1 protein-coding gene is annotated in these 2082 nt (G+C 63.7%); it reads right to left on the reverse strand.

What is annotated here, in order from left to right; genetic code table 11:
- On the reverse strand, nt 1-2082 hold a 2082-nt coding region (gene traA / locus U1872_RS22155; protein WP_332795039.1), incomplete at both ends, for a Ti-type conjugative transfer relaxase TraA.

Raw genomic sequence — 2082 nt, forward strand, 5'->3', positions numbered from 1 at the left:
ACCTTCGCGATGCCGCGACAGCGCAACATAGGATGAGTGACTGTCCATTCCCGGCGTGGCCAGCACATGCGTACGGTCGACCGTCATCCCCTGTGCTTTGTGAATCGTGGCGGCGTAGCCGTGATCAATCTGAGAGTAATCCTTCGTGTCGAACGCCACGGATCGGCCATTGTCGAGCTGCACCGCCATGCGCGCGCGGCTGATGCTTTCGACGGTCCCTAGCGTGCCGTTCTTCACCCCAAGGTCGCGCTCGTTCTTTAGAAACATGACGCGATCGCCGGGCGCGAAGTCGCGCGAGCCACGCTCAGTCGCAATGGCGACGTCCTCGCCAAACTGACCCGCCGAGCGTAGCCGCTCGCGTGCGGCTTCGTTGAGGGCCTGGACCTCATCACGGGTGTGCGTGAGGATGATCCGAGAGAGGTCAGGGTTGGCGATCCGGTCGCGATCCCACCGATCGACCAGCGCCTCGCGCGCGTCATCACGCGACGCTGCTGCATGCACGCTGTCGTGCGCGTCATAGGCCTGGATCGCCTCGCCGGTCCGCCCCGTTGCGAGATGCCGCGTGGCATCCCGCTGCCAATCCTCCCGCTGCCGACGAATGTCAGTGATCTCAACCGCGCCGTGACGCTCGGCGACCGAACGGAACGCGGCGCCTGCTTCGATCGACTGAAGCTGTTCGGGATCGCCAACCAACACGATCTTGGCTCCACGCTTTTCGGCTTCGCTGACCACGCGTTCCATCTGGCGCGTACCGATCATGCCGGCCTCGTCGATAACCAGCACCGAGTTCTGGTCGAGCAATTCGCGGCCCTGGTCCCACTGGTGTTCCATGCTCGCGATCGTTCGCGACGCAATGCCCGATCCGCTTTCGAGATTTTCAGCGGCGATGCCCGACAGCGCGGCGCCGTGAACGTCGTAGCCGGCGCTCTCCCACGCCTTGCGCGCAACGCCCAGCATCGCCGACTTGCCGGTGCCGGCATAGCCGACGACGACGCTCAGACCGTCACCGTGTGTGACATGGCGGAGTGCAGATCGCTGCTCTTCGGTCAGGATCAAGCCAGCTCGCTCGGCGTCCGCAATGGCACGCTCGCGATCCTGCTCGCTCACGCCGTGCCGCTCGCGCTCGGCCATCATCTGGGTTGCGCGTTCGAGCTGCTGCTCGGTGTGGATCATGTCACGACTGGTGAAGCGATCTTCGCCGTTTCCGTCCTTCCCAAGCCCGACAAGGTCGGGCGATCCGCGCACCGCGCCCATCGCCTGGTCGAACTGCTCCTGTCCGTCGCTGTGCCGATGGATGAACATGGCCAGATCGCGGTTAGTGAACGTCGCCTGGTTGCGGGTGATCGCGTCGAGCGCGATGCCGGGATTGGCGATGATCTTGTCGCCATTGGCGCGCGCGATCTCGTAATGCTCTTCGAGCCGTTCGGTCTCGATGCCTTGCGCCTCCATCCGCGCTGCGGCTGGGCCGATTTTGTTTTGCGGCTCAAGGTCGATCCCTTGAGCCTCGAACGAGCGGTGATTGATCCGCGCGTCGATATCGAGTTCGGCCAGCCGCTGATTGGCGTGTTCGGCCCAGCGCTCCCGCCATTTCTCCAGCAGATCGGTGCGGTTCCAGTCGCGGTTCTTCTGCCCGAACCCGTCCTCATTTACGTCGCGCATCGTTAGCATGACGTGGGCATGCGGCTTGGCGAGACCATCGGCGCCGATATCCCAATGCACGTTCAGGTCGGCGACCATGCCGTGATTGACAAACTCGTCGCGGACAAAGTCGCGCGCCAGCTCGATACCATCTTCCTTCGACAGCTCGCGCGGGATGGCGAACTCGATCTCACGAGCGAGCTGCGCGTCCATGCGTTTCTCGGCGGCCTCGACGTCATTCCACAGCTGTTCGCGATCGGACCACTCGTCTGGTGCGCCGTCGGGCAGCATCACTTCGGAATGCACGACGCCGCTCTTGTTCGAGAAGTCGTGATGGCGATCGAGCCGGTTATCGTAGAGCCGCGAGGCGGAGCGATAGGCCGCAGCAGCGAGCGCATTGGAGCCGCTGCCGCGCGAGATGACCTTTGCCGAGAAATGGTAGAT

This window comes from Parasphingomonas frigoris, assembly GCF_036663815.1.
Classification (GTDB): Bacteria; Pseudomonadota; Alphaproteobacteria; order Sphingomonadales; family Sphingomonadaceae; genus Sphingomonas.